Source organism: Phytohabitans sp. LJ34 (genome assembly GCF_052068095.1).
Classification (GTDB): domain Bacteria; phylum Actinomycetota; class Actinomycetes; order Mycobacteriales; family Micromonosporaceae; genus Phytohabitans.
The window spans coordinates 1-25,778 of record NZ_JBQHDG010000039.1; the positions used below are offsets into that span (position 1 = coordinate 1).

Here is a 25,778-nt window from a genome sequence, read left to right on the forward strand (position 1 = left end):
GTTGCCGTTCTGGAAGCCGTCGTGCAGCTGGAGGTCGTTGCCCTCGGAGCACTCGTCCGGACCGAAGTCCAGCGGCGCCGGGGGAGCGGTGGTGGACGGCGCGCCAGTCGCGGGCTGGTTGGGCTGGCCCGACGAGTTCGGGCTCGCGGGCGGGCTCGCCGGCGTCGTGGTGCACGCCTGGCCGTCACCCCAGTAGTTGCGGACCGTGCGGCCGTTCTGCCGGGTCTCGGTGACGTTCTGCTGGCCGGCCGGCGCGGTGCCGTCCGGAGCGGGGCGACACTGGGTCGCCGGGGGACGCCCGCCTCGGTTGCGCCGTTCGCCCGCGTTGGAGATCTGCGTCACGGTGATGATGCCGCCGAACACCACAAGCGTCGCAAGCACGGCAATGATGCGCTTGTTTCGCCCGCTGGTCGATCTGCGCCGTTGTGCCGACCTGTACATGTGGGGATCCTTCTCCTTCTCCTTGAGGGCGGCGCGGTGGGCAGGCGTCGTCCCGTGAGGGGTTTCCTCTAGCACGTTCGTCCGGTTGCGGGTGCCGAATACACGTCCGAACTTCCATACGCAACGAGTTCGCACCACGTCTATCCGCGTAACTAACCTAAAAGTGGCCGTCGATTAGTGTCAAGCGACGAAGAAGGAATTAAGGTTGCCCGCCATTCCTTAAAGGAGATTTATGGAAGGCGCCTGAACGCGACCGTATCCCCCGTTCGGATGATGTCGGGGGTTCAACGATCTTGAAACCTTTTCGAAGTCGCAGGTCACGGCCATGAGCTGCGGCAAACCCCGCCCGTCGTCAGGTGCTGACGGAGCGTGGTCGGGCGGCTCGTCAAAAACGTGCGAAGGAACGGATCGGCATGCGCGGACCAAATCGCGGCGCCGCAATTCCTGCGCTTTCCAAGAGTACGCACACTCGGCCCCGATGTCCCGTGAACGGCGCGAGTAGATCCAACATTCGGGCGTCGTCCGCCCGCGCTTCTCCGGCCAGCGCCCAGGCCACCATGTTGGGAATGTGGTAATCGCCGACACTAACCGCGTCCGGGTCGCCGTACACCGTGCGGACGACCTCGGCCGCCGTCCACGGGCCGATACCCACGATCGCGGTCATCCGCTTGGTCGCCTCGGCGCTGTCGGCGCACCGCTCCAGCCGGGCGGCCTCGGCGGCGGCCCGGCGCAGCGTGTCGGCGCGCCGCTGCTCGACACCGAACGGGTGGAACACCCAGTACGGCGCGGCGGCGATGGCCTCGGCCTCCGGCGGCAGAAACAGCCGCTCGACCGGACCGGGCGCCGGCTCGCCGAAATGGCGGACCGTCGCCGCGTACGCCCGGTAGGCCTCCTTGCCGGTGACCTTCTGCTCGAGGATCGCCCGCATCAATCGGGGAAAGAGTCGCCCGGTGGCCGGCAGCCGGACGCCGCGGTGGACGCGGGCGAGCTCGGCGACGACCCGGTGGGCGGCCGCGAGCTGGGAGAACCCGGTGAGGTCGTCATGCAGGCCGGCGATCGCGGGCGCCCGGTCGAGCAGCCACTCCGCGCCCGGGCCGTGGCTGGTCGCGACCACACTCTCGCCGTCGCGGTGCAGAGCAAGGGATCCGGGGCCGTCGGGCGTGCGGCTCGCATACCAGAACGCGCCGTCGACGAAGCGGGCGCACGGGTCGTGCCGGCCCATCGCCAGCATCCCCACCGAGCCGGCGAGGTGGTACCCCTCCGGCGGAGTCAAGACCCGATGCACGGTCACACTCTAGGCCCGGGTACACCCGGCCGGTTAGGCTGGCGAAGACGGCGAGCGCCGGGACACGGACGGGGTGTCCCGGCGCTGCCCTTTCCGGCTTCGCTGCGCAGGCCCGGTGGTCGTACCCTGACCACTCCCTTCGCGCTGGGTTTTCCGGGCCCTTCCCTTGGTGGCGCCAGTTTGGGGGAACTGATCGCCTCCGCCCGCTGGCTGGTTGCGCGACCTGCGTGGATGTCGTGGGCTCTCCGACACGACATCCACGGGCCGAGGGCGGGTTGCGCTGCGCTTCCGGAAAGCTTTTCTCTTACTTGCCCCAGGCGGATTACCTGCCTGAGCGGAACAGTCGGAACGTTGTCGCACCACCGGCTACGAGCGCCGCGAGCAGGACCACCCAGATGACCGTCGGCGAGACACCACCGATCTGGGCACGCGCGTCGGCGCCGCTCAGGATGCCGGTGTTGGCGGCCGCCTTGCCGTTCGCCGCCGGCGGGTCGGGCGGCAGGGGCAGCTCCGAGTACTTCACCAGACCGGTGCTCTCCAGCAGGGTCAGGTGGGTGAGCACGAAGCCGTTGGCGTCCGCGGCGAGCTTGCGCACCACGTCGTTACGGGTGCCGGAGCGGACGCCGCCGATGACCGGGAAGATCTTGCCATGCGCGGCACGCAGCCGGTCGACGAAGACCTGGTCGAAGTCGGCGCCGGCTTTCGCTTCCTCCATCTCGGCCAGCCACTTCTGCTGGTCCGCGTTGGGCTCGTCGGGAAGCCGGTAGTTGAGCTTGTTGGCCGCGTCCACCACCAGCTTGTCGAGCTGGGAGTGCTGCTTGGCGATCTCAGCACCCACCTGGCGAACGCGAACCCGGCCACCCTTTTCGGCGGCCATGTTGCCGGCGGGCATCTCCCAGAGACCGGCGAGCCGCACGCCATTCAACAGGTTCTTGTCGGCGGCGGTGAGGGGCGTGTCCGGGGCGGCCTGGGCAGACACCATCGGCAGGGCGAAAGTGCCGAGCGTGCCGATGACCAGGCCGGCGAGGACGGCTGCCGCCCGGCGCGAGCCGCGCGATCCGGGTGCCGCAAGTCGTCCCGAGTACATCGTTCGAACCTCCCACGTAGAAGCTGGGAGAAACGCTATGGCGAACACAAGGAATCGTCAATCTGGGATAGCTGGAAATAGGGATTTCTTACGTGACATTTAAAGCGAACTTATGCCGTCTCCGCTCATCGCGGCGGCATCGTACTTTCGGGTGATGGCGGCGGTTCAATGCGCGGCCCTAAGTAATCAGATGGTGCCAGATCGTGAGCACCTTTTGATATTCACTATGGTCGTACCATACTGGCTGGCTGCACCGGGTGCGAAGCCTTGACGAGGGAGGTTCGCCGACGTGCCGACCGCGGATCAGCAAGTGCATCTCGTGACAGCGGCTGTGGGGTTCACGTCGTACGGGCTGCTGTGGCTCACGGCCGTGTGGGGCATCGTGCTGCGCGGCGGCCGGGCCCGGCGCCCCGCGGTGTACGGCGTGCACATGGTCGCCGGCCTCACCGCGCTCATCCTCGGCGCGGTGCACGGCGCCGCCCAGCTCGCCGCGCCCAGCGGGCCGGTGCGGGTGGTCGACCTGTTCGTGCCGTTCCTCAACCCCGCCGACCGGCTCGGCCTCGGAGCCGGCGTGCTCGGGCTGGAGCTCGCCGTCGCGGCGACCCTCGCGGTGCTGGCGCAGCGGCGGCTCGGCGCGGGCCGGTGGCAGGCGGTGCACACCGTCACCTATGCGGCGTTCACGCTGGTCGTGGCCCACATCCTGATCTCCGGCCCGGACACGGCGACGACGGCGGTGTGGGGCGCGGTGGTCGTGACGTGGCTGTTCACGCTGCTGCTCCGGCTGAGCACGATGCCGATGGTCGCCCGGCTGCGGTTCCGGCGCGGCGACCCGGAGGAGGCCTACCGGCCACCCGTGCGCTCGGAGCGCCGGGGTGGTCCCCGGCCGGCCGGCGGCGGTGGCGCCGGCGCCGCGATAGCCGTGGACGCCGGCCGCTGCGTGCGGTTCGGCTTTTGCGAGCGTGAGGCACCGGACCTGTTCCGGCTCCGCGACGACGGGCGGCTCGCGTTTCGCGCGGCGGTCCCGCCGGGCCAGGTCCAGGTGGCGCTCCGCGCGGCGGAAGCCTGCCCGGCCAGGGCCATCGCGCTCAGCCGCGCCGCGCCCAGCTCCTACGACCGCTGGGGCACCGAGGCGCCGGCCCGGCGTCGCCCGCCGGCCGTCGACGTCGCTTACGAGTCTTCGGTCGAGCTCTCCTACGACGACGACGCTCCCGAGCAGTACGAGCGGGACTACGACGACTACCGGGGTCCCTACGATCGCGGCTACTACGACGACCGGCGCTGATACCCGCAACACCCGCACGAACGCCGGCGGCCGGCCACGCCTCTAGGGCTGTGACCGGCCGCCGGGTTCGTGCGGGTTGGGTACGTCAGTAGCTGTAGCCTCCGGAGTCGCCGCCTTCCTTGTCGTCGGCCGCGTCGTCCGCCGGCGGCTCGGCCGGCTTCGGGGGAACGCTCGGCAGGCAGCTCACGTTGCGCTTGCCGTCGGGCGCGACCACGAACCAGGTGCTGCCGACGCCCTGGCCCTTCCACTGGCCCGGCTTCTTGTCGCCGATGTACCGGTAGAGGGCCCAGCCATCCAGCGTCAGCTGCTTGGTGCCGTCCTCGCGGGTGATCACGCCGACCTTGTCTTCGTCGATGCCGGCGAGCTCGGGCTTGCCGTCCTCGGTGTACACCGGCGGCCAGACCTTCTCGCACTTGTCGCGGCAGTTGCTGGCCGGCGGGTTGGCGGTGTCCTTGTCGAAGCGGTACAGGATCCAGCCATCCTGGTCGACCACCGCCTGACCCATCCGGGGGAGACTCTTCCCGGTGAGCTTCGTGGTGATCGGAACGTCCTTCTTGGGCGCATCGCCCGTGTTTTCCTCGGCGGCCTCTTCGCTGGCGTCGGGCGCGGGCGTGGGAGTCTCGTCCGCCGCCGCAGCCGCTTCGTTGGCCACCGAGACCTGGTCGTCACCCTGGTTGTAACCAGCCGGGGCACAACCTTGCAGGGCGAGTGCGACCCCTGCCAGAGCGCCTGCCAAGAGAGCGGTTCGCTTTCCCGGTATCACTTGCCCTCCCTGTACATGTCCACTTGGGCCTTGTCGCCGGTTAGTACGGAGGGGGACGGCGAAAAGATGAACTATCGACCGTAAACAATTTCACAGGCTGACCTTGAACCAGGGCTGGTCCCCGTGCGTGTGCACGTATGCAAGCGTTGTGTACCCAACAGATCTTTAAGAGAAGTTAAAGGGGGTGCCGCCATTTCGGCGGGCACCCCCTTGCAGTTCTTATCTCTTACTTAAACCGGTACTTCGACGAGTGACTCGACCACGCCGTCCTTGGTAACCTGCTGTACTTGGATGCGGTCGATTTCATTACGCGGAGTGGAGGTGCTGGTTTGCAGGAGTAGCGGCTGAGGCTCCTCCTTGGTGCCGTAGCCAGGCGGCGGCACCGTCCAGGTGTTGAGCACCTCCTTGGAGCCGTCTTCGCGCAGCACCGTCAGCCGGCACTGGCGCGGCCCGGTCAGCTTGGTCAGCTGAAACGAGACCTGGGTGCCGTAGGGCTTGGTCTCCAGCACGAGCGTGGCCTCCACGCCGGTCTGCACATCGGTGCCGGAGAAGCGCTCGCCGTCTTCACCGAGCTCGGGGCCGCCGATGCCGGGACCGCTCGGATTGCCCGAACCAGCCGGCGGCGTGAGCGGCGCGCTGGTGCTGCCCCCCGCGACGACGTCGGACGGGGTGCCACCGTCACCGAAGATGCGACCGCCGGCGACAAGCGAGACGCCGGTGGTGGTCGCCAACACCACGACCGCCGCCGCGGCGGCCAGCAACTGGCGGCTGCGGACCTTGCGGCGGTGCGCGCCGACCTCGACGATCATGCGGTCGAGCAGGCGGCCGTCGGACCGCGACTGCTCCGCGGTGATCAGGCTCTCGCCGTCTACCTCGGACAGTAGGTTGACCACGGGCAGCATGGACTCGAGCTCGCCCGCGCAGGCCCAGCAGCCGGCGAGGTGCTCCTCGAACCGCTCCGACTCCTGCGGGTCGAGCACGCCCAGCGCGTACGCGGCGACATCCCAGTGGGCTGCCCGGCTCATCCGGTCACTCCCCGCTGCTGTAGCGCGCTCCGCAATGCACGGAGCGCATAGTAGACCCGTGACTTGGCCGTCCCCAACGGCAGGCCCAGTGTCTCGGCGGCCTCCGGCACCGTCTTCCCCCGAAAGTACGTCTCCAGGATGATCTCCCGGTGTGGCTGGCTCAGCGTACGCAGTGCATCGGTCACCGTCATCAGCCGGAGGACCCGCTCCGTCTCGTCCGGTTCGGAGAAGTTTTCCAGGTCTCGCCCGTACGTCTCCGGCGGCCGCGCGTTTTCGCTGCGGTGGTCGTCGATCGCGATCCGGCGGGCCACCGTGACCAGCCAGGGCCGCAGCGACGACTGGCCCTGAGCGCCCAGGCGGTGTGCGTTGCGCCAGGCGCGCAGCAGCGTCTCCTGCACGATGTCTTCGGCACGCTGGCGGTCGCCGCCGGTGAGTCGCAGCACGAACATCAGGAGTGGGCCGGCGTGCTCTTCGTACAGCTCCCGAACCAGAGCGTCGTCGTGGTTGGGGGTCGAGGACCCGGCTTGGTGGCGCCCGGGGGCGGGTCGTGGCGTCACGCGCTCATCATGGCGTGCGGCCGACCCCCCGTCGATAGCCTGCCACCGATTCGCTGACCGCTGGGGCGGCACCGCGGCCGCACGGTCTCGCCCGCGGCTGCCGCGCCACTCCGCGGCTACCGCGTACATAGGCTGTCCAGCGGCGTCTGCATCCCGACCTCCATACGTCGCAGGGCCCGAGACCCCCGGACCATGCTGGAGTACGGGTCAGGCGCGCGTTCGGATCAATGTCGCCAAAAACTTGCCGGCGGTGGTGTCGAGGGCCGCGCTGACTCGTCGTCGATGACCTTGGCACCGTGCGTGAAGCGGTCGAGCTCGCCGTCGAACACCACCCGCCCCGGAAACCAGTCGCCGGCCACCCGCCGCGACAGCGCCGGGATCGGCGGCTCGGCGTGCCCCGCGACGACGACGAGGTTGCCGTACCGCCGGCCGCGCAGCACGGTCGAGTCGGCCATCAGGCACGCGTGCGGCAGTGCCGCCCGGACGGTCGCCACCTGGCCTTTCGCGTACGCGAGCGGCGGCCCGTCCGCGACGTTGACGAGGTAGGTGCCCTCGGGCGCGAGCACCCGCGCCACATGCCGGGCGAACTCCACCGACGCCAGGTGGGCGGGCGTGCGCGCCCCGGCGAAGACGTCGCTGACCACAAGGTCGTACGACGCGTCGCGGCTCGACTCCAGCGCGGCGCGCGCGTCGGCCACCCGCACCCGCAGCTGCGGGTCGCGCGGCCAGGGCAGCTCGCGCCGCACGAACTCCACCAGCGCGCCGTCCACCTCCACCACCCGCTGCGCCGACCCCGGGCGGGTGGCGGCCACGTACCGGGGAAGGCTGAGCCCGCCGCCGCCCAGGTGCAGCGCGCGCAGCGGCCGCCTGGGCGGTGCCGCCAGGTCGACCGCGATCGCCATCCGCCGCATGTACTCGAAGTCGAGGTAGGTGGGGTCGTCCAGGTCGACGTACGACTGGGGGGCGCCCTCGAGCACCAGCGTGAACGCGCGGGCCCGATCCGGGTCGGGCACCAGCTCGGCCTGCCCGGAGTCGACGCGCGCGGACACCCGATCCGCCGCCCGCCTACCGCCCGCCATCAGAGCAGTATGCATGGGCCCCGCGGGCCAGATCGCTCGCTAGCTGAGGCGGGCGGTCGCGAGGGTGAGGGCGCGGTGGAGGAGGCGGGCGTCGCCGAGGAGGCCGCGCAGGCGGCGTTCCAGGCCGGCGATCGGGATGAGGTTTTGCGGCGCCCGCGGGTCCTTGTACGACGTCGACGCGAACCGGGGGAGCGTCACCAGCGACAGGTCGGCCAGCTCGATTGCCTGCTCGACGGTCAGGTCGGGTGAGCACTCCACTCGCACGATGCCCGACCAGGGCGCGCCGCTGGAGCCGGGCAGCCGCAGGTACCACGACCAGCAGCCGCCGAACGCCTTGGTGATGTTGAACACCGGCGACCGCTGCCCCGCGCGGAGCGCTGTCACGATCAGGGTGAGCTGCTGCGAGAGGTATTTGCCCTCTTGCTTCTTCACGTAGCCGAGCGTGCGGGGCAGGTCTCGACGCTGCCGCAGCGGCCCGTCCACGACGAGCAGATCACCGTCGGTGCGGGCGACACTGGAGAGCTCCATCTCCAGGGCGGTCAGCGGGGGTTGGATCGCGACCGGCAGCTTGCTCATCTCGCCGGTGCCGCTCACCCGGTGGACCCGGTAGTGGATCTGTCCGGCCACCACGTCGTCGGCCGACGGGCTGGCCGTGAACAGCCCACGCGCCACCCGGGAGCTGGCCAGCTCGGCGGCGCCGCCGCGCAGGTCGCAGCGGACCACCCCGGCGGCGTAGGAAGCCGCCAGGCCCGGGAACGAGCCGCCGTCCTCCTCCTCGGTCCAGAGCCCGGCGTCGATCCGCCGCACGCCGTCGACGAGCAGCACGACCTCCGGGGCGGAAACGCCGTCGGGGGCTTCCAACGGCCGCCAGTCCGCGTCGGCCAACTCGACTCCTGTGTCCACCTGAGCGGTGCTCGGTGTCGCGGGGCCGTCGCCGCCCTCGAAGGAGGCACCGTAGGCGGGATCCCACGAGTCGACGAAGAGACGCGCCCTCACAGGCCGACCCGCTCCACGTGTGCCGTGCGGGCGTCCTTGCGCACCTCGAACCGCACCGGCACCCGCTCGGCCAGCGAAGGCACGTGCGTCACCACGCCGACCATCCGGTCGCCGCGGGCGGCCAGGCCTTCGAGCGTGGCGGCGACGGTGTCGAGCGTGGCGGCGTCGAGCGTGCCGAAGCCTTCGTCGAGCACGATCGACTCCAGGCTCGCCGACGTGGTGGAGAGGCCGGCGAGCTGCTCGGAGAGGGCCAGCGCGAGGGCGAGCGAGGCCTGGAACGTCTCGCCGCCGGACAGCGTGCGCACGCCCCGCCGCAGCCCCGCGTCGTGGTGGTCGACCACGTAGAACTCGCCCTTGTCGTGCACCAGCTCGTACTGCCCGGCGGACAGCTCGCGCAGGATCCGCGAGGCGCCGTCGACGAGGAGGTCGAGCGCCTCCTCCAGCAGCCACCGCTCGAAGTTGTTGGCCCGCAGGTGGCCGGCGAGCGTCTTGGCGACGTTGCCCTCGCGCTCGTGGGTGCCCCGCTGCTCGCGGAGCCGGTCGGCCTGCTCGCGGCGCTCGACGACGCGCTGGTGGGCGGCCTCGGCGCGGGCCACCGCCACGGCCACCGCCCGACTGGCGCCGGCACCGTCGAGCCCGGTCTCCGGGACGGCCAGGTCGGCAGAGGCGAACAGCGCCGCCAGCCGCAGCTGGATCTCGGTGACCGCCGCTCGCGCGGCCTCCAGCCGGGCGACCGCCTCGGTGCGCTGGCCGGCCCGCTCGGACGCCTGCGCCCGCGCCCACCCGGCGAGTGTCGCCCAGGCGGCGACAAGGTCTTCGCGGTCGGCGGCCGGCGGGCTCAGCCGCCCGACCGCGTCGCGCGCCTTGTCGAACCGTCGCCACGCCGCCTTCAGCCGGTCGTCGGCCGAGTCGGCGCCGGCCTGCGCCCGCCGCTGGGCCTCGCGCGCGGCCCGGACGGCGCCGGCGGCGTCGTCGAGCCGGCCTTGCAGCGCCGCGCGCGCCTCCAGCTCGCGGCCGAGCGCGGCCGGGCCGGGGGAGTCGGCGAGCCGCCCGGCGAGCTCGGCCAGGCGGGCGGTGAGCTGGTCGTGCTGCGCCCGAGCCCGCTCCAGCACGCGGTCGAGCTCGCGCAGCGCCTTGTCGCGCTCGGCGACGAGCTTCGTGGCCTGGTCGGCCTCCTTGCGGGCGGCCTTGCCGGCCGCTTCCGCGGCGGCGACGGCCGACTCCGCCACATCGGGCACCGCGGTTACCTCCTGCGCGCACACCGGGCAGGGCTCACCCGCCACAAGGTGTACCCGCAGCGCGGCGGCCCGGTCGGCGGTCTGCGCGTCCTGGTAGGCCTTGCGCGCGTCTTCCAGCCTGCCGGCCGCGAGCGCGGCGTCGGCGTTGGCCTTGTCGAGTGCCTTGGCCGCGGTGGCGTGCTCCTTGTTGGCCGCCTTTACCGCGTCGGCGAGCGACCGCACCTGGCCGGTGAGCTTGTCGTGCTCGGCATGCGCCTCGAGCAGCAGCCGGAGGGCGGCGACGTCGGGCGCGCCGGCGAGCTGCCCGCGCACCTTCTCCTCGCGCTCTTCCGCGACCGCGACGGCGGCGGACGCCTCGGCGGCGGTCGCGCGGGCGGTGGCGACAGCCTCGGCGACCGCGGCGTGGTCGTCCGGCGGGCGGATCGCCGTGAGCGCGTCGATCTCGCCGCCCAGCGCCTTCAACGCGGCCGCGGCCTCCTCCGCACCCCGCTCGGCGTCCCGCAGGGCGGGCACGTCGGCCTCGACCGCCGTAGCCAGCTCGCGCATCGCGGTGACCCGTGCGGCGGCCGCCTCCAGCGACTCGTCGTCGGCGTCGGAGAGGTCGTCGAGCAGTTGGTCGACGGCGGCGAGCTGGGCGTCCGCCTGCATCGCGCGGGCCGACGCCTTCTTCTGGATCGCCTCGTAGACGTGCAGGCCGAGCAGGTTGACCAGGATCTCCTGGCGGGCGGCCGGCTTGGCGTGCAGGAAGTCGGCGAACTGGCCCTGCGGCAGCACCACGCAGCTGGTGAACTGCTCGTACGGCAGGCCGATCGCCTCCAGCACCGCCTCGTCCATCTCGCCCGGCGTGCCGGCCAGCACCTCGCCCAGGTCGTCCGGGGTGAGCCCGGCGTCGAGCTTGGCCGGGTCGAAGCCGCGCGGCATCAGCTGGAGCCCGGCACCGCCGGTGGAGACCCGGCCCTTGCCGTCGCGGCGCACCACGCGGGTCGCGACGTATCGCGCGCCGGCGGACTCGAAGACCAGCCGCACCCGCGCCTCGGTGGCCGAGGGTGCGAGCGCGTTGACGATGCCCCGGCTGCTCGCCCAGCGCGGCACCTGCCCGTACAGGGCGAAGCAGATCGCGTCGAGCACAGTGGACTTGCCGGAGCCGGTAGGCCCGACGAGCGCGAAGAAGTCGGCGTCGGTGAAGTCGACGGTGGTCTCCTCGCGGAACACCGTGAACCCGGCCATGTCCAGCCGCAACGGCCTCATGAGTGCCCCGACACCTCCTCGTACAGCGCGTCGAACAGCTCCTGGACATCCTCGTCGGCGTGGCCGCGGCTCTCCAGGTAGTCGGAGAACAGGTCGCGCGGGGAACGGCCGGCGCGCTGCGCCGCGCGGGCGGAGGCGCCCGTGTCGGGCAGCATCTCGGGATCGATCCGCACCTCGAGCGCCTTGGGCAGGAGCGCCTGCACCTCCTCGCGCAGGCCGGCCCGGGGCGACTCCCGCACGTACACCCGGAGCCAGCCGGGCTGGTCACCGTCCATCATGGACAGCTCGGCGAGCGTGCCGCGGACGGTGCGCAGCGGCACCGCGGCGGTGATCGGCACGTCGCGCACCTTCGCCGTGCTCTCCGCGGTGACCTCGACGACCGCGACCGACGGCGTGTTTTCCCCCTCGCCGAAGTCGATGGCGAGCGGGCTGCCGCAGTAGCGCACCGGGGCCGGACCGGGCACCTGCTGGGCCCGGTGCAGGTGGCCGAGCGCGACGTAGTGCGCGCTGCCCGGGAAGACGGTGGCGGGCACGGCGTATCCCATCACGGAGTGCGCCTCCCGCTCGCCGCCGCCCATCGTGGCGCCCACGACGGTGAGGTGGGCGGTGACGAGGTTGACGGCGCCCGGCCCGAAACCCTTGCACAGCACGCCCAGCAACCGTCCGATGTGGTCGGCGTAGGTCTGGGTGGCCTCGGCGGCGGTCAGCTCGTACATCTCCGCGGCGCGCACGGCGTATCGCTGGGAGAGGAACGGCAGCGCGACGAGCCGCCACCGCTCGCCGCCGGCGGTCTCGCCCTCCAGCACGTGCTCGGCGGCCGACTCGCGCACGGTGCCGCGCAGCTGCACGCCGGCCGCGTCGGCCCACGGGCGGAGCGCGTCGAGCGCGGCGCCGTTGTCGTGGTTACCGCCGATGGCCACCACCTGCGCGCCGGTGCCGCGCAGGGCGGAGAGCGCCCGGGTGACCAGGCGGGTGGCCTCGGGCGTTGGCGCGGCCGTGTCGTACATGTCGCCGGCGACGATCACCAGGTCGGGGCGCTCGGCGCGGGCGACCTCCACCACCTGGGCGAGCACCGCGATGTGCTCCTCGGTGCGCGACTGTCCCTTGAGGACCTTACCGACGTGCCAGTCGGACGTGTGCAGGATCTTCATCAGAACGGGATTTCGTCTTCGGTCCGGCCGCCGACGACGGCGAACGGGTCGGCGGACTGGACGATCGAGCGGAGCGTTGCCGAGGGCGCCTGCCCCGCCTCGGACGGGCGGGTGGCCCAGGCCGGGAAGGGAAACTCGACGCACAGCGGCACCGGGATGTCGGGCTGGCTGACGAACATCGTGCCCGGCTTGGCCAGCAGCACGCGCTGGCGCTGGGCGGGCGGCAGGAAACCGTACTCCGGGCGGGACGCCTCGGCCGGGTCGAGCCGGCCGACCACGCGGATCGCCGAGTTGGTGACGATGCGCCGCTCGACCTCGCTGGCGGTCTGCTGCGCGCCGATCAGAATCACGCCGAGTGAGCGGCCCCGCTCGGCGATGTCGAGCAGCACCTCCTTGATCGGCGACGACCCCTCGCGCGGCGCGTACTTGTTGAGCTCGTCGAGCACCACGAAGAGCAGCGGCTTGGCCGAGCCCGCCTTCTCCTTGCGCTCGAACTCGGTCTTGAGCGTCACGCCGACCACGAACCGCTGCGCGCGGTCGGGCAGGTTGTGCAGGTCGACGACGGTGACCTGGGCGCTCTCGGCCGTGTTGATCGCGTGTGGCCGCCGGGCGGCGAGGTCGCCCCGGATGAGCCGGGCCAGGTCCTTCTTGCTGGCGATCAGCCGCCGGGCGAACGCGTTGACCGTGCCGGTGTTGATCGCGCTGCCGGCCCAGGTGCCGCGCGTCTCCTCGTCGGTGAGCCGGGCGACCACGAAGTCGACGAGGTCGGGGTAGGACCCCAGGCGGGTGCCGTCGATGCTCACCCCGCCGTCGGCCGGCTGTGCGTAGCGGGCCAGGTGGGCGGTGACCGCGTGGACCACCATCGTGTACTGCTGGCGCTCGTCGTCGGCGTCCGCGAACACGTACGGCAGGAGGCGGGCCTCGCAGAACTCGGCGAGCGTCCAGTAGAAGCTGTCGACGCCGGCGAGGCGGCTGCTCACGTCGGGCGTGCCGGAGGAGTCCTTGGCCCTCGGCGGCGCGTACACCCGGACGTCGGGGAACGGCGTGGCGGGCAGGCCGAGCTCCGCGTAGCGCGCGGTGGTGGCGTCGTCGAGCCGGGAGTTGGGGTGGTCGAGGAAGAGTAGATCTTCGCCCTTGACGTTGAAGATCAGCGCCTTCGCGTTGATCGCGTCGCCGCCGAGCACGCCGGAGCGGAACACCGAGTACAGCAAAAAGGTGGCGAAGCTGGTCTTGGTGGCCACGCCGGAGATGCCGGAGATGGAGACGTGCGCGCCGCGGCTGCCGTCGAGGAAGTCGGCGTTGAGAAACGCGGGCAGCCCGTCGCGGCCGGTGCCCATCGGCACCCGCTTTTCCATCCGGTCGAAGTGGAGCGCGGCGGCGCGGAGGTCGCCGGTGGCTCGGCGGACGAGCGCGCCGGGGGACGGCGGCACGTACAGCTCGGGGTCGACCCGGGTGGTGGTGATCTCGGCGGCCTCCTGCACCAGCGCGGGGAGCGTGCCGTCGGCGATGGCGAACACGTCGGAGTCGAACTGGGCGCCCTCGTGCCGCGCCCGCACCTGGGTCACGACGCCCGCGATCGTGACCGGCTCGCGGTCGGGCAGCTCGCGCGTGGTCACCACCACGTCGTCGAGTTGGAGGTAGCTGCCGGGCGCCACGGCCGTCCAGAACTGGAGTGGTGTGGCGTCGGCCGTGCCGAGGACCCGCCCCACCGCCTCACCGGTCTCATCTGCCACGGCACTCATCGTGCACCACCGGACCGACATCACCGCAGACGACTCACCGATATCCACAAGAAGTTGTGGTCATCCACAGTTTCATCCACAAGAACGTGTGCTCGTCCGGTCACTTACGGGCGTATCGCAGGAACAGCGAACCCTCCGACTCCAGCACGTGGCGCAGCGCCATGCCCTTCGGCGGGCTGGCCGGGCCGGCGGTGATGCGGCCCGCGCCCGGTCCGGTGACCAGCGGCGAGACGGTCAGGCACACCTCGTCGACGAGGTCTGCCGCGGCGAGCGAGCCGAAGAGGTGCGGCCCGCCCTCGCAGAGCAGGTGGGTGAGGCCGCGCTCGCGGAGCCGGGCCACCGCCTCCGCGAGGTCGACGGCCTCGTCACCGACGGCCAGCACCTCGGCCACGCCGGAGAGCGCCGCCCGCCGGTCGGCGGGCGCCCGGCCGTGCGTGATCACGATCGGCCGCACCGGTGCGTCGGCGAACGCGGCCTGGCCCGGGTTGAGGTCGAGCGCCGCGGAGACGACCACGAGCGTCGGGTACTCGGCCAGCCCGTGCGCCCGCCGCCAGGCCCGGCGCTCCGCGCTCAGCCGCACCGCCCGGTAGCCCTCGTGGCGGAGTGTGCCGGCGCCGACGAGCAGCCCGTCGCACAGCATGCGGAGCAGGCCGAAGACCCGCTTGTCGGGTGCGCCGGAAAGGCCCTCCGAGAAGCCGTCGAGCTCGACCGCACCGTCCACACTGGTGACGAAGTTGACCCGGAGGACCGGGCCGTCCGCGCGGTAGAGGTCGGTCAGCGCGCCGTCGTCGAGCGCACCACCCGCCTCGAGCCGGGACAGAGACGCGCTCATTCGCCCGCCGGACCAGTGACCGGGGGAGTGGGTGCCGGGGTACGGTGCTGACAGTCGCACCAACTGCCACCCCGGCAGTCGCTGTGTCGCCTCGACCGGCACGCCTGGCAGACCATGTGGAAACCCTACGGCAGCACGTACGTCAGAACGGGGGACAGCGCCAACCATGCCGCGTCAGATCTTCCAGCTGAAGGTGTCGCTGGCGGACGTCGTTCCGCCGGTGTGGCGGCGGGTGCTCGTGCCGGGCGGCTTCACGCTCGACCGGCTGCACCGCGTCGTCCAGCACGCGATGGGTTGGCAAGACTGCCACCTGCACTCGTTCGACATCGAGGGCGTGCAGTACGGCGAGCCCGACCCCGACGGCGAGCTGGCCTTGCGCGACGAGCTCGACGTGCGACTTGACGCAGTTGGCGCGAAGGGCTCCCGGTTCCTGTACACCTACGACTTCGGTGACTGGTGGGAGCACGAGATCACCGTCGAAGACGTGTTCGGCGCCGAGCCCGACGAGCGATACCCGGCGTGCGTCGGCGGCGAGCGGGCCTGCCCGCCGGAAGACGTCGGCGGCGCGTTCGGCTACGCCCGTTTCCTTTCCGCCGTCAGTGATCCCGCCCACCCGGAGCACGAGGCGATGACCGGCTGGATCGGCCGGCCCTTCGATCCCACCGACTTCGCGATGGACCGGGCGACGACGCTGCTCAGGCGGCTGGCGTAGCCGGCTCGCCCGGCTAAACCCCGTTCCGTGCGGCTGGTGCTAATTCGCCCCACTGCGGTCAGTAACGAAATGGGAACGCTCCCACTTGGGTCTTGACACCCTAGAAACGTGCCGGCAATCTCATGGGAGCGCTCCCGGCGGGGTGTGGTGAAAGCCACACACCGGGCACCGTGTGGCGCCAGGCACGCCTTCGACGCGGTCGTGGGCAGCGTTTTTTGTGCGTCCGTCGACGTGGCGTGCACCGGGCACACCCCCACCACACACATCACGACCTGAGAGGGGTCAGGGATGAGCGTTTCGACGCGCCGCCAGCGGTATGCGGCGGTCGCGCTCGCCACGGTCGCGGCTCTTGCCACGACCACGGCGTGCGGAGATGACAATGAGGGCGGCGGCAACAGCGGCGCCAAGCCGGAGAAGCTGGTGGTCGACACCTTCGGCGAGGCTGGATATGAGGACCTGGTAAAGCAGTACGAGCAGCAGACCGGCATCAAGATCGAGCTGCGCAAGGTCGCTCAGCTGAACGAGTTCACGCCGAAGGTCGTGCGCGCACTGGCCACCGGCAAGGGCGCGGCCGACGTGATCATGCTGGAAGAGGGCATCCTCAACCAGTTCAAGCTCAACCCGGCCAACTGGGTCGACCTGGCCCCGCTGGTGGGCGACGTCAGCAAGGACTACCTGTCCTGGAAGTACGAGCTCGGCAAGGCGCCGGACGGCCGCCTCATGGGCCTGCCCACCGACGTCGGCAGCCTCGGCATCTGCTACCGCACCGACCTCTTCAAGGCCGCCGGTCTGCCCACCGACCGTGAGCAGGTCGGTGCGCTGTGGCCGACGTGGGACAAGTTCATCGAGACCGGGAAGACCTACAAGTCGAAGACCGGCAAGGGCTTCGTCGACTCGGCGACGATGGCGGTCAACGCCGTGATGTTCCAGCAGAAGGGCGCTGATCTGTTCTACGACAAGGAGAACAACATCATCGCCGACAAGAGCCCCGCGGTTAAGTCCGCGTGGGACCAGGCGATCGCGCTCGCCGACGCCGGCATCACCGCGAAGATCACGACCTGGGCGCCGGAGTGGAACGCCGGCTTCAAGCAGGGCACCTTCGCCGCCACGGCCTGCCCGTCGTGGATGCTCGGCATCGTCGAGTCCAACTCCGGCCCGGAGAACGCCGGCAAGTGGGACCTCGCCGCGGTGCCCGGTGGCGCCGGTAACTGGGGCGGCTCGTGGCTCGGCGTCCCGACGCAGAGCAAGCACCAGGCGGAGGCCGCGAAGCTGGCGGCGTTCCTGACCAACACGGCCGGCCAGGTCGCCGCGTTCAAGAAGAGCGGCCCCCTGCCGACCAACCTGAAGGCGCTGGAGGACCCGTCCTTCACCTCCTTCACGAACAAGTACTTCAGCGACGCGCCGACCGGCAAGATCTTCGGCGAGAGCGTGAAGGAGATCGTCCCGACCCACCTCGGTCCGAAGCACCAGGCGGTGAAGGAGAACGCGATGGAGCCCGCGCTCCGGGCGTACGAAACGGGTCAGGCCAGCCTGCAAGAGGCATGGGAGCAGTTCACCAAGGACGCCGCGACGCAGGGCGCCTTCTAGCCACTGACTCCAGCTCGTCTCGATAACGGTCTCGGTGGCGTCCGGGGAGCACCCGGGCGCCACCGAACCCCGTGCGCAACCCAACGCCCCACCCGCCGGCCGTATCCGGGAAGGACGCCCCCATGAGCTCGGCCACCTCCGCTCCGCCCCGCCACGGCGCGCCAACCAGCCACGCCCATCCGCCCCGTCGCCGCCGCGCGTACTCCCGGTTTACCCGGCTGGACATGAAGTACTCGCCGTACCTGTACGTGGCGCCGTTCTTCGTGCTCTTCGGCATCTTCGGCCTCTACCCGATGCTGTGGACGCTGTGGATGTCGCTGCACGACTGGGACCTCGTCGGCGCGCACACGTTCATCGGGCTCGACAACTACACCGCCCTGCTGAAGGACGACTACTTCTGGAACGCGGTCCGCAACACGTTCGGCATGTTCATCCTGGCCACCGTGCCGCAGCTGGCGCTCGCGCTCTTCCTGGCCAACCTGCTCAACCGGCCGCTGCTGCGGGCGAAGACGTTCTTCCGGATGGCCATCTTCGTGCCCAACGTCGTCTCGGTCGCGGCCGTGGCGATCGTCTTCGGCATGCTCTTCCAGCGCGACTTCGGCGTCGTCAACTGGTTCCTGGGCCTCTTCGGCGTCGACGCGATCGACTGGCGGCGGGAGTGGTGGACCTCCTGGATCGCCATCTCCACGATGGTCGACTGGCGGTGGACCGGCTACAACACGCTGATCCTGCTCGCCGGCATGCAGGCGATCCCGCGCGACCTCTACGAGGCGGCCGCGATGGACGGTGCCAGCCCGTGGCGCCAGTTCTGGACCGTCACGCTGCCGATGCTCCGGCCGACGTTCGTCTTCGTCGTGATCCTCTCCACCATCGGTGGCCTTCAGCTCTTCGTCGAGCCGCTCATCTTCAACAACGGCAACATCATCGGCGGCACGCAGCGCGAGTTCCAGACCGTCCAGATGTACATGTTCGAGAACAGCATCCAGAACCTCAGCAAGGCCGGGTACGGCGCGGCCGTGGCCTGGGCGCTCTTCCTGATGATCGTGGTCGTATCGATTCTCAACTTCGTGATCACCCGCCGTTCGGTGAAGCAGTGAGGGACACCCGATGAGCAACCTGTCCACCGGGTCGAAGCGGCTCTGGCGCACCAGCCCGCTCACCTACATCGCGCTGATCCTCGCGGTGATCAGCTCGCTCTACCCGCTCTACTACATGTTCGTGATCGCGACCCGCAGCAACGACGCGATCAACGACACCCCGCCGCCGTTCAGCCCGTCCGGCCTCTTCGGCGACAACATCAACCGGGCGCTCGACAACGAGACGGCCAACCTGCTCACCGGCATCGTCAACTCGATCATCGTGTCGAGCGTGGTGACGGTGTCGGTCGTGCTGACCGGTTCCCTGGCCGGCTTCGCCTTCGCCAAGCTCAAGTTCCGCGGCCGCAACGGCCTGATGCTGGCCGTCGTCGCCACGATGATGGTCCCCACCCAGCTCGGCATCATCCCGCTCTGGGGCCTGATGCAGGACATCGGCTGGTACGACTCGCTCTTCGCCGTCACGGTGCCGTTCCTGGCCAGCGCGTTCGGTGTGTTCATGATGCGCCAGTACGCGAGCTCGGCGGTCTCCGACGAGCTGATCGAGGCGGCCCGCATCGACGGCTGCTCCACCTGGCGGATCTACTGGAACGTCGTGCTGCCGGCGCTGCGCCCGGCCGCCGCCGTGCTCGGCCTGCTCACGTTCATGCAGACCTGGAACGAGTTCGTCTGGCCGTTCGCGATCCTGACGCCGGAAAACCCGACGCTCCAGGTGTCGCTCTCCACCCTCTCGTACGCGTACTACACGGACTACTCGATGGTGTTCGCCGCGACCGCGGTCGGCACCGTGCCGCTGATCGTGGTGTTCATCCTGTTCGGCCGCCAGATCATCGGCGGCATCATGGAAGGTGCAGTCAAAGCGTGACAAGCCCCAACGGCCACCGGGTGGCCTTCCCGCCGGACTTCCTCTGGGGCGCGGCCACCGCCGCCTACCAGATCGAGGGAGGCGCCACCGAGGGCGGCCGCAAGCCGTCCATCTGGGACACGTTCAGTCGTACCCCCGGAAAGGTGAAGGGGGGCGACACGGGCGACGTCGCGTGCGACCACTACCACCGCGCGGCCGACGACGTGAAGCTCATGGCCGGCCTCGGGCTCAAGTCGTACCGGTTCTCGCTCGCCTGGCCCCGGATCCAGCCGGACGGGCGCGGACCGGCCAACCAGGAGGGCCTCGACTTCTACCGCCGGCTCGTCGACGACCTGCTCGCCAACGGCATCGAGCCGTGGGTCACGCTCTACCACTGGGATCTGCCGCAGACGCTCGAAGACGCGGGCGGCTGGCCGGCGCGGGACACCGCCGGCCGCTTCGCCGAGTACGCCGAGATCGCCCACCAGGCGCTCGGTGACCGGGTCCGCTACTGGACCACGTTCAACGAGCCGTGGTGCTCGGCGTTCCTCGGATACGGCTCGGGTGTGCACGCCCCGGGCCGCAGCGACGGCGCCGACGCGCTGCGGGCGGCGCACCACCTGATGCTCGGTCACGGGCTCGCGGTCCAGGCGATGCGGGCCGCGCGGCCCGAGCACAGCTTCGGCATCACGCTCAACCTGTACGCGATGTCGGCGCAGACCGACTCGGCCGCCGACGCGGACGCGGTCCGCCGGATCGACGGCCTCGCCAACCGCATCTTCCTCGACCCGGTGCTCCGCGGGCAGTACCCCGCCGACGTGGTCGAGGACGTCAGCACGGTCACCGACTTCGGGCACGTCCGCGACGGCGACCTGGCGATCATCTCCACGCCGCTGTCGGTGCTGGGCGTCAACTACTACAGCCGGTACGTGGTGGCCGCCCCCGACGGGGAGTCGGCCGAGCCGTACTGGCGGGCGCCCTCCAACTGGCCGGGCAGCGAAAACGTGCGCTTCGGCGACCGCGGCCTGCCGGTGACCGACATGGACTGGGAGATCGACGCGCCCGGCCTGGTCGAGGTGCTCGAGCGGGTGCACCGCGAGTACCCCGCGATCCCGATCTACGTCACCGAAAACGGGTCGGCGTTCGTCGACACGGTGGTCGACGGGGAGGTGGACGACCAGGATCGGCTGGCATACTTCGATGCCCACCTGCGTGCCTGTTCCGACGCGATCGAGGCGGGCGTGCCGCTGCGCGGTTACTTCGCGTGGTCGCTAATGGACAACTTCGAATGGGCGTGGGGATATTCGAAGCGCTTCGGCATGATCTATGTCGACTACGACACGCAGGTGCGCATTCCCAAGTCCAGCGCGAAGTGGTACTCCGAGGTGATACGCCGTAATGGTCTGAGCCCCAGCGGCTCGGAAGGGCAGGAACGCGCACAATAGGCTGGTCAGCTAACTGTCAAGGGCCCGCCCGCCGTCCGAGGAGCAGACGATGACAACGCAGCGCACGCGGTCGCTCGGCCGCCCGACCCTGGACGCGGTCGCGGCCCGCGCCGGGGTCGGCCGGGGCACGGTGTCCCGTGTCGTCAACGGCTCTCCGCAGGTAAGCCCGGAGGCGCGGGCGGCGGTGCAGCAGGCGATCGAGGAGCTCGGGTACGTCCCCAACCGGGCGGCGCGGGCCCTCGTCACCCAGCGCACCGACTCGGTCGCCTTGGTGATCTCGGAGTCGGGTGAGCGGCTCTTCGGTGAGCCGTTCTTCGCCGGCATCGTCCGTGGCATTCACGCCGGCCTGCTCGACACACCGATGCAGCTCTGGCTCGCGCTGGCCCAGTCGCCGGCCGAGCGGGAGAAGGTCGAGCACCACCTGACCAACCAGCACGTCGACGGTGTGCTGCTGCTGTCGCTGCACGACGCCGACCCGCTCCCGACGCTGCTCGAGCAGCGCGGGCTGCCGGCGGTGCTGGGCGGCCGGCCGGCGCGCATGCTCCAGCCGGGCGCGCAGGCGGCCAACTTCGTCGACGTCGACAACGCCGGGGGAGCCCGGCAGGCCGTGGAGTTCCTGATCGGCCGGGGGCGACGGCGGGTCGCCACCATCGCCGGCACCCAGGACATGGGCGTGGGCATCACCCGGCTGGCGGGGTACAAGCAGGCGATCCTCGACCACGGCGGCACGGTTACCGAAGACCTCGTCGCGTACGGGGACTTCAGCGAGGCCAGCGGCATGGCGGCCATGCGCCGGCTGCTTGAGGTCTCGCCCGATCTGGACGCGGTGTTCTGCGCCTCCGACCTCATGGCGTGTGGGGCGTTGCGAGCACTGCGCGAGGCTGGCCGGCGGGTGCCTGACGACGTGGCGGTGGTCGGCTTCGAAGACGCGGAGATCGCGCGCCAGGCCGACCCGCCGCTGACCACCGTCTACCAGCCTGTCGAGGAGATGGGCCAGCAGATGGCGCACCTGTTGATGTCGCTGATCCGACGCGACGAGCTCGAAGAGCCGTACGTGCTGCTAAACACCCACATGGTGCAGCGCGCGTCTGCCTGAAGGAGAGCTTCCGCTCAGGTTAACGGACGGTTTTCCCTCCGGAGACATGGCGCAGCAACAGGGACGAAATGGTCATCAGGCACCCTGGAGGGTGCCAGCGCTCGGGCGCTGGCCTGCCGACGGGAGGCTTGCCATGTTGTTGCGGGTTCGGGTGACCCTGCCGGACCGGCCTGGTGCGTTGGGACAGGTGGCGCGGACGCTCGGCGTCGCCGGCGCTGACATCGTGCAGGTCGTGGTCCTGGAGCGGCTGGGCGGTCGGGCCGTCGACGACTTCACCGTCGTGTGGCCGGGCGCCTCCCGGGTCGAGCGGCTGCGGGCCGGTCTCGCCGCCATCCCCGGCGTCCAGGTCGACGGCGTGTGGCGAGCGATCGGCGCGCCGGTCTCCGGCGGCCACGACGCGGAGCTGCTCGCCCAGGTCGCGGCCAACCCGGCCGACGGGCTCGGCACCCTCGTCGACGCGGTCCCCGGTCTGCTCGCCGCCGACTGGGCGGCCGCCGCGGTGGTGCCGGCCGACTGGGCCGCACGCAGCGGGTCCGCGCCGCAGCCGGGCCTGGCCGGGGGCGAGCCCGCGGTGGCGTACTCGAGCTGGCGGGCACCCGCGCCGCTGCTGCTGCCCGAGGTCACCCCGCTGCGCGCGCGGGCGCTGACCGGCGCCGACCAGACGCGCTACGCGGTGGCCCCGTTCGGTCGCGCCGGCCTTGTGCTGATGGTGGCCCGCGGCGACACCGAGGGGCTGCCCGCGGCCGGGTTCCACGTGACCGAGGTCGACCGGGTCGCGCAGCTCGTGCGCGCCGCCGCCGTGATCCTCGGCGACCGCCTGGACCTTGTCACCGCGCCGTCCGCCGTTTCCCGATCATGAATGATCACGGTTGAGTAACGTCAGAGAAACAGCGGCCGTGCAGTCTTGATTCGGGGGACTGAAGGGGGTTCGCGATGGGTCTGTGGCGGCTCCGAGCAACCGTTGACGACCGGCCGGGCTACCTGGCCGTGCTGACCGCCAGCCTGGCGCTCAAGTCGGTCAACATCCTGGCGGTGCAGGTGCACACGACCGAGGCGGGTGCGGTCGACGACTTCCTGGTCGACGCGCCCGACACGCTGACCGAGGAAGACCTGCTCGCCGCAGTGGAGAAGGGCCGCGGCCGGGACGCCTGGGTCACCCGCACCGAGGCCCGCGAGCTGGCCGATTGGCCGACCCGGACGCTGACCCTGGCGAGCCGGCTCGTGCGCGACCCCGACTCGCTCGGCGACGCCCTCTCCGCCCTGCTCGGCGCCGACGCGGTGATCTGGCGCCCGGCTCCCGGGCAGGACCGCTACGGCGCCAACCGCGGCGGCATGCGACTGGTCGACCCGACCGGTGGCACGTACGAGATCAGCCGTCCCGCCCCGACGTTCACCCCGGCCGAGTACGCCCGGGCGCAGGCCCTGGTGGACCTGGCGGCCACCGTCGTACGCCAGGCCGCCGACCAGGTCACGCTGGTCCTGCCCGACGGCGCCGAGATCCGGGTACGCCCGGCGGTGCGCGACGACCTGGCCGCGGTCACGGCCATGCACGACAGGTGCACGCCCTCGACCCGCTACCGCCGCTACCTGACCGGCTCGGCCGTCCCGCCGGCGGCCCGCGTCGAGCGCCTGCTCGACCCCCACCGCGGCGTGACGCTGGTGGCACTCGCCGCCGACGACCGCGTGGTCGCGACGGCGACGCTGGTCGCCGAGGGCGAGATCGGCGAGGTGGGCCTGCTGGTCGAAGACGCCTGGCAGCGCCGCGGCATCGGCACCGCCCTGCTGCGCCGCCTGGTCGCCCACGGCGAGCGCGCGGGGTACGCGGCGCTGGTCGCACACACCCACGCCGACAACAAGCCCATGCTCGCGACCCTCCGTCGCCTGAGCCGCTCCGGCCCTACCCCGGAGCGCGACGACACGCTGCTGACGGTGACGGTGCCGCTGGCCTCCGCCCCGGTGCGGACCTCCGCGTAGACCTGATCGCGCGCCCTCGACGACGGCCCGGCCCCGATGCGGGACCGGGCCGTTCCAATCCAGGCCAGCGGCAGACACCAGGCCCCGAGAGCCCGACTTCAAAGATCTTGAGCTACCGCGATGTCCGATGTGGTCCAGACCGCTGCTCCCGCGGCCTTACCCGTCCGCTGTTGCTTGCGGCCCACCCTCACGTTGGTCGCGGTCATCCCTTTGCTCCGGGCGGATGCGCGGCCCGCAGTGCAGCGGCATTTGTCCACAATGCCTATTGCCGACCAGGGACTTGAAACACGGCTTCGTCGCCCTGAGTAACCGCCGCCGCCGTGCGCCCGGCCCAGATTCGAGATCTTGGAGAGTTAGGGCGCTATTTCAACCCTGACTGTCCTAGATCTCGAAGCTTCTTACCTGAGCCTGCTGACGCTGTGTCACTGACGGTGGCCGGCGAGGCCGGCCCACCTGTGCGGGCAGGAAATCCATGTAGTCCGTGGATCCTTGCCCGGTCCTGTCACCTGTGCGCCTCGCAACAAAGGACCGCGACCAAAGGCGGACGGGTGAGGCCGCGGGAGCAACGGCACGGACCACGACGGACATCGCGGTAGCCCAAATCTTTATCTCGAACGGGGGTCGAGGTCGCCCCCGACCCCGAACGCTCTCTAGGTCGGCGGATAGCTGGTGTGGTCGGGGAAGTTGCCGAAGAGGCGCTCGCCCGGCTCGCCGACCGTGACCGCCTGGACCAGGAGGTCGCCGCCGACGAAGGCGCCCTTCCACGATGCGCCCCGGCCGCCGAAAGGCTCCTCGCGGTCGCCGCGGGAGCGGGGCTTGTTGACGCCCACCTTGAACGCTTGCAGGTCTACCGCCAGCTTGGCGGCCTCTTCCTCGTCGTCGCAGGCGAGGCTGGCGACGAGGGCGCCGTTGGAAGCGTTCATCTGGGCGAGCAGCTCCTCCTCGGTGTCCACGACGACGATGGTGTCGACCGGGCCGAACGGCTCGGCGTGCATCAGCCGCGAGCGGCCCGGTGGGGCGAGCAGGGCAGCCGGCGCCACGTAGGCCGAGGTGTCCTGGCCGGGCAGGAACGTGCCGCGGTCGAGGCGGCCGCGGTAGAGCGGGATCGCGCCGGCGCGTATCGCCTCGTCGACCTTGCGGTGCAGCTCGTCCGCCTTGGCGGCGCTGATCAGCGGGCCGAAGTCGAGGTCGGGGAGGGGGTCACCGGCGGCCGCCACCGCCAGCGGGTGGCCGAAGCGGATCGCGCGTACCACCGGCAGGTAGACGTCGAGGAAGGCGTCGACGAGCTCGCGCTGCACCACGAAGCGCGGGTAGGCCGTGCACCGCTGCTTGCCGTACTCGAAGCCCTTCCTGAGGTGGGCGGCGAGCACGTCCCACTGGGAGAAATGCCAGATGCCCCAGGCGTTGAGGCCCTCCTGCTCGATCATGTGGCGCTTGTCGGTGTCGAGGAGCGCGGCGGCCACCTTGCCGCCGTTGGAGCGGCCGCCCACGAACGCGACCGCGCCGATCTCGGGGGAGCGGACGAGCACCTCGCTCAGCTCCTCGCCGCCGCCGGAGAGCAGGGTCACCGGCAGGCCGGCGCGGTGCATGAGCGCGTGCGCGACGGTGAGGCAGACCGCGCCGCCTTGGGACGGGGTCTTGGCGATGACCGCGTTGCCGGCGAGCAGCTGCACCAGCTCGGCGTGTACGAGCACGCTCATCGGGTAGTTCCAGCTGGCGATGTTGCTGACCGGGCCGGGGAGCGGGTCGCGGCCGGCGACCTGGCGGTCGATCTGCTCGGCGTACCAGCGCACCCCGTCGAGCGCGCGGTCGACGTCGGCGCGGGCCAGCCGCCAGGGTTTGCCGATCTCCCAGACCAGCAGCAGCGCGAGCGTGTCGCGGTGGGCGGTGAGGTCGTCCAGGGCGGCGGTCACCCGTGCCTTTCGCTCGGCCAGTGGCGTCGTGGCCCAGACCCGGTGCGCGGCCGCCGCCGCGGTGACCGCGGTGCGGGCGACCCCGGCGTCCACTCGGGACAGACGGGCGAGCGCGGTGTTGTCGACCGGGGTGCGGACCGTGCCGGGCGTGCCGATCGGTTGCCACCCGCCCCCGGTGAGGTTACGCAGGGTCACGTCGCTGCTGGTGATCGTGCCGTCGAACGCCTCGGGTGTCGCGGCGACCGCGCGGGCGAGTGCGTCCGCCCATGCGGTCCCAGGGGCCACGTGCAGGGCCATGGCTGCCTCCTCGGTCCGGCTTTCCGTTTGCCAGAGGGTGGTCGGCCACAAGGCGCGACGGCAACTGTACGTTCGGCTGCCAATGTGTAT

Annotated in this window: 21 protein-coding genes and 1 pseudogene; 9 read left to right on the forward strand and 13 right to left on the reverse strand. The window is 71.1% G+C overall.

Annotated features, from left to right (window positions below; translation table 11 throughout):
- The 3 genes and pseudogenes from ACTMTJ_RS43045 to ACTMTJ_RS43055 form a co-directional block, all read right to left on the reverse strand.
- Positions 1-381: pseudogene (locus tag ACTMTJ_RS43045) on the reverse strand (hypothetical protein); the annotation flags it as partial.
- Positions 382-826: 445 nt separating this feature from the next.
- Entirely contained in the window at positions 827-1,672 is an 846-nt protein-coding gene (locus ACTMTJ_RS43050) for a DNA-3-methyladenine glycosylase family protein (protein ID WP_441224682.1), read from the reverse strand.
- 376 nt (positions 1,673-2,048) lie between these two features.
- On the reverse strand, positions 2,049-2,813 hold the full coding sequence (locus tag ACTMTJ_RS43055; protein ID WP_441224595.1) for a DUF4142 domain-containing protein: 765 nt from the start codon (positions 2,811-2,813) through the stop codon (positions 2,049-2,051).
- Between the two features lie 319 nt (positions 2,814-3,132).
- On the opposite strand from ACTMTJ_RS43055, the gene ACTMTJ_RS43060 reads away from it, so the two are divergent.
- Positions 3,133-4,095 carry a ferredoxin gene (locus ACTMTJ_RS43060; RefSeq protein WP_441224597.1) on the forward strand — a complete coding sequence of 321 codons (963 nt, stop codon included), beginning with the start codon at positions 3,133-3,135 and terminating at the stop codon, positions 4,093-4,095.
- Between the two features lie 85 nt (positions 4,096-4,180).
- On the opposite strand, the gene ACTMTJ_RS43065 is transcribed toward ACTMTJ_RS43060, so the two are convergent.
- The 9 genes from ACTMTJ_RS43065 to ACTMTJ_RS43105 form a co-directional block, all read right to left on the reverse strand.
- Positions 4,181-4,831, reverse strand: a complete 651-nt coding sequence (locus ACTMTJ_RS43065) for a hypothetical protein (protein ID WP_441224598.1) — start codon at positions 4,829-4,831, stop codon at positions 4,181-4,183.
- Positions 4,832-5,088: 257 nt separating this feature from the next.
- On the reverse strand, positions 5,089-5,883 hold the full coding sequence (locus ACTMTJ_RS43070; RefSeq protein WP_441224600.1) for an anti-sigma factor family protein: 795 nt from the start codon (positions 5,881-5,883) through the stop codon (positions 5,089-5,091).
- Positions 5,880-6,569, reverse strand: coding sequence for a sigma-70 family RNA polymerase sigma factor (locus ACTMTJ_RS43075; protein WP_441224602.1), 690 nt, complete (start codon positions 6,567-6,569; stop codon positions 5,880-5,882). Before ACTMTJ_RS43075 ends, ACTMTJ_RS43070 begins: the two co-directional genes overlap by 4 nt.
- A 95-nt stretch (positions 6,570-6,664) precedes the next feature.
- On the reverse strand, positions 6,665-7,519 hold the full coding sequence (locus tag ACTMTJ_RS43080; RefSeq protein WP_441224604.1) for a spermidine synthase: 855 nt from the start codon (positions 7,517-7,519) through the stop codon (positions 6,665-6,667).
- A 39-nt stretch (positions 7,520-7,558) separates the two neighbouring features.
- Positions 7,559-8,515, reverse strand: coding sequence for a hypothetical protein (locus ACTMTJ_RS43085; RefSeq protein ID WP_441224606.1), 957 nt, complete (start codon positions 8,513-8,515; stop codon positions 7,559-7,561).
- Entirely contained in the window at positions 8,512-11,001 is a 2,490-nt protein-coding gene (locus ACTMTJ_RS43090; RefSeq protein ID WP_441224607.1) for an AAA family ATPase, read from the reverse strand. Before ACTMTJ_RS43090 ends, ACTMTJ_RS43085 begins: the two co-directional genes overlap by 4 nt.
- Positions 10,998-12,152 carry an exonuclease SbcCD subunit D gene (locus ACTMTJ_RS43095; RefSeq protein WP_441224609.1) on the reverse strand — a complete coding sequence of 385 codons (1,155 nt, stop codon included), beginning with the start codon at positions 12,150-12,152 and terminating at the stop codon, positions 10,998-11,000. Before ACTMTJ_RS43095 ends, ACTMTJ_RS43090 begins: the two co-directional genes overlap by 4 nt.
- Entirely contained in the window at positions 12,152-13,894 is a 1,743-nt protein-coding gene (locus ACTMTJ_RS43100) for an ATP-binding protein (RefSeq protein WP_441224610.1), read from the reverse strand. The genes ACTMTJ_RS43095 and ACTMTJ_RS43100 overlap by 1 nt, the downstream gene beginning before the upstream one ends.
- A gap of 100 nt (positions 13,895-13,994) precedes the next feature.
- Positions 13,995-14,726 (reverse strand): pyrimidine reductase family protein, encoded by a 732-nt coding sequence (locus tag ACTMTJ_RS43105; protein WP_441224612.1) that lies wholly within the window; start codon positions 14,724-14,726, stop codon positions 13,995-13,997.
- A 166-nt stretch (positions 14,727-14,892) separates the two neighbouring features.
- Between ACTMTJ_RS43105 and ACTMTJ_RS43110 the strand changes: the two genes are divergently transcribed.
- From ACTMTJ_RS43110 to ACTMTJ_RS43145, 8 genes are all read left to right on the forward strand, one after another.
- Positions 14,893-15,438 carry a plasmid pRiA4b ORF-3 family protein gene (locus ACTMTJ_RS43110; RefSeq protein ID WP_441224613.1) on the forward strand — a complete coding sequence of 182 codons (546 nt, stop codon included), beginning with the start codon at positions 14,893-14,895 and terminating at the stop codon, positions 15,436-15,438.
- A gap of 288 nt (positions 15,439-15,726) precedes the next feature.
- The gene (locus ACTMTJ_RS43115) at positions 15,727-17,025 is read left to right on the forward strand and encodes an ABC transporter substrate-binding protein (protein WP_441224615.1); all 1,299 of its coding nucleotides are present in this window, start codon (positions 15,727-15,729) and stop codon (positions 17,023-17,025) included.
- A gap of 122 nt (positions 17,026-17,147) precedes the next feature.
- Entirely contained in the window at positions 17,148-18,122 is a 975-nt protein-coding gene (locus tag ACTMTJ_RS43120) for a carbohydrate ABC transporter permease (RefSeq protein WP_441224617.1), read from the forward strand.
- Positions 18,123-18,132: 10 nt separating this feature from the next.
- Positions 18,133-18,984 carry a carbohydrate ABC transporter permease gene (locus ACTMTJ_RS43125; RefSeq protein WP_441224619.1) on the forward strand — a complete coding sequence of 284 codons (852 nt, stop codon included), beginning with the start codon at positions 18,133-18,135 and terminating at the stop codon, positions 18,982-18,984.
- Entirely contained in the window at positions 18,981-20,408 is a 1,428-nt protein-coding gene (locus ACTMTJ_RS43130) for a GH1 family beta-glucosidase (protein ID WP_441224620.1), read from the forward strand. The genes ACTMTJ_RS43125 and ACTMTJ_RS43130 overlap by 4 nt, the downstream gene beginning before the upstream one ends.
- Before the next feature lie 49 nt (positions 20,409-20,457).
- Positions 20,458-21,504: a LacI family DNA-binding transcriptional regulator gene (locus tag ACTMTJ_RS43135; RefSeq protein WP_441224621.1), complete on the forward strand. Its 1,047-nt coding sequence runs from the start codon at positions 20,458-20,460 to the stop codon at positions 21,502-21,504.
- A 133-nt stretch (positions 21,505-21,637) separates the two neighbouring features.
- Positions 21,638-22,363 (forward strand): amino acid-binding protein, encoded by a 726-nt coding sequence (locus ACTMTJ_RS43140; RefSeq protein ID WP_441224623.1) that lies wholly within the window; start codon positions 21,638-21,640, stop codon positions 22,361-22,363.
- Positions 22,364-22,437: 74 nt separating this feature from the next.
- On the forward strand, positions 22,438-23,478 hold the full coding sequence (locus ACTMTJ_RS43145; RefSeq protein WP_441224625.1) for a GNAT family N-acetyltransferase: 1,041 nt from the start codon (positions 22,438-22,440) through the stop codon (positions 23,476-23,478).
- A gap of 650 nt (positions 23,479-24,128) precedes the next feature.
- On the opposite strand, the gene ACTMTJ_RS43150 is transcribed toward ACTMTJ_RS43145, so the two are convergent.
- Positions 24,129-25,688, reverse strand: coding sequence for an aldehyde dehydrogenase family protein (locus ACTMTJ_RS43150; protein WP_441224626.1), 1,560 nt, complete (start codon positions 25,686-25,688; stop codon positions 24,129-24,131).
- Between the last annotated feature and the right edge of the window lie 90 nt (positions 25,689-25,778).

What these genes read in the sequence shown, in the direction of transcription:
- ACTMTJ_RS43050 (WP_441224682.1), bottom strand. Translation starts at nt 1,672, where the DNA reads ATGCTGGCGATGGGCCGGCACGACCCGTGCGCCCGCTTCGTCGACGGC.
- ACTMTJ_RS43055 (WP_441224595.1), bottom strand. Translation starts at nt 2,813, where the DNA reads ATGTACTCGGGACGACTTGCGGCACCCGGATCGCGCGGCTCGCGCCGG.
- ACTMTJ_RS43070 (WP_441224600.1), bottom strand. Translation starts at nt 5,883, where the DNA reads ATGAGCCGGGCAGCCCACTGGGATGTCGCCGCGTACGCGCTGGGCGTG.
- ACTMTJ_RS43075 (WP_441224602.1), bottom strand. Translation starts at nt 6,569, where the DNA reads ATGTACGCGGTAGCCGCGGAGTGGCGCGGCAGCCGCGGGCGAGACCGT.
- ACTMTJ_RS43080 (WP_441224604.1), bottom strand. Translation starts at nt 7,519, where the DNA reads ATGGCGGGCGGTAGGCGGGCGGCGGATCGGGTGTCCGCGCGCGTCGAC.
- ACTMTJ_RS43090 (WP_441224607.1), bottom strand. Translation starts at nt 11,001, where the DNA reads ATGAGGCCGTTGCGGCTGGACATGGCCGGGTTCACGGTGTTCCGCGAG.
- ACTMTJ_RS43095 (WP_441224609.1), bottom strand. Translation starts at nt 12,152, where the DNA reads ATGAAGATCCTGCACACGTCCGACTGGCACGTCGGTAAGGTCCTCAAG.
- ACTMTJ_RS43100 (WP_441224610.1), bottom strand. Translation starts at nt 13,894, where the DNA reads ATGAGTGCCGTGGCAGATGAGACCGGTGAGGCGGTGGGGCGGGTCCTC.
- ACTMTJ_RS43105 (WP_441224612.1), bottom strand. Translation starts at nt 14,726, where the DNA reads ATGAGCGCGTCTCTGTCCCGGCTCGAGGCGGGTGGTGCGCTCGACGAC.
- ACTMTJ_RS43110 (WP_441224613.1), top strand. Translation starts at nt 14,893, where the DNA reads ATGCCGCGTCAGATCTTCCAGCTGAAGGTGTCGCTGGCGGACGTCGTT.
- ACTMTJ_RS43115 (WP_441224615.1), top strand. Translation starts at nt 15,727, where the DNA reads ATGAGCGTTTCGACGCGCCGCCAGCGGTATGCGGCGGTCGCGCTCGCC.
- ACTMTJ_RS43120 (WP_441224617.1), top strand. Translation starts at nt 17,148, where the DNA reads ATGAGCTCGGCCACCTCCGCTCCGCCCCGCCACGGCGCGCCAACCAGC.
- ACTMTJ_RS43125 (WP_441224619.1), top strand. Translation starts at nt 18,133, where the DNA reads ATGAGCAACCTGTCCACCGGGTCGAAGCGGCTCTGGCGCACCAGCCCG.
- ACTMTJ_RS43135 (WP_441224621.1), top strand. Translation starts at nt 20,458, where the DNA reads ATGACAACGCAGCGCACGCGGTCGCTCGGCCGCCCGACCCTGGACGCG.
- ACTMTJ_RS43140 (WP_441224623.1), top strand. Translation starts at nt 21,638, where the DNA reads ATGTTGTTGCGGGTTCGGGTGACCCTGCCGGACCGGCCTGGTGCGTTG.
- ACTMTJ_RS43145 (WP_441224625.1), top strand. Translation starts at nt 22,438, where the DNA reads ATGGGTCTGTGGCGGCTCCGAGCAACCGTTGACGACCGGCCGGGCTAC.
- ACTMTJ_RS43150 (WP_441224626.1), bottom strand. Translation starts at nt 25,688, where the DNA reads ATGGCCCTGCACGTGGCCCCTGGGACCGCATGGGCGGACGCACTCGCC.